Genomic DNA, 536 nt, shown 5'->3' with positions numbered 1-536 from the left:
CGGTGTTCCACGCCACGCCCAGTCCTTCGGCAACTCGGGCCATCGACAGGTGGCCGACGACGATCCCGACCAGACCCCACCGCAGGCCGGCGCGGGAGATCTTGGCCCGCGGCGGCGCCGCAGCGGTGGTGTCCTGACGCCACACGTGCGAGCACTCCTTGCAGCGGTAGCGGCGCACGGTGAGCACCAGCGTGGTAGGGCGCCACCCGAACGGCTCGTGCGCCAACTCCCTGCTCACCGTGTCACGGGGCACGCCCTGGCAGCCGCACCGCCTGCACCAGTCGTCCGGCTCCACGACCCGGCACGCCAGCACGGACCGGTCAGGCTCGAGCAGCTGGCCGGTGACCTCCAGACCGAGGCCGTCGAGGCGGGTGAAGGTAGTCAGGTCAGGGCGCGTGAAGGTAGCGTCAGGCACGTCGAGGTCTTCCGGACGGGTTGTGTGAGAACTCCCATCATCGGAAGACCTCGACCCTCACCCCGACACCGACGCGCCGCCCCAGGTCGCACCACAGCTACACCCTCATCTGTGAAGAGCC

The 536-nt window shown here is 70.0% G+C and carries 1 pseudogene; it reads right to left on the bottom strand.

Annotated elements, in window-relative coordinates:
• Positions 1-415: pseudogene (locus ACT3TZ_RS15255) on the bottom strand (ISL3 family transposase); the annotation flags it as partial.
• Positions 416-536: the final 121 nt, after the last annotated feature.

This window comes from Brachybacterium sp. AOP25-B2-12, assembly GCF_052378625.1.
In the GTDB taxonomy this organism is placed as follows: domain Bacteria; phylum Actinomycetota; class Actinomycetes; order Actinomycetales; family Dermabacteraceae; genus Brachybacterium.
The sequence above is the reverse complement of the archived record's forward strand: the minus strand, read 5'-3'. Positions and strand labels throughout refer to the sequence as shown.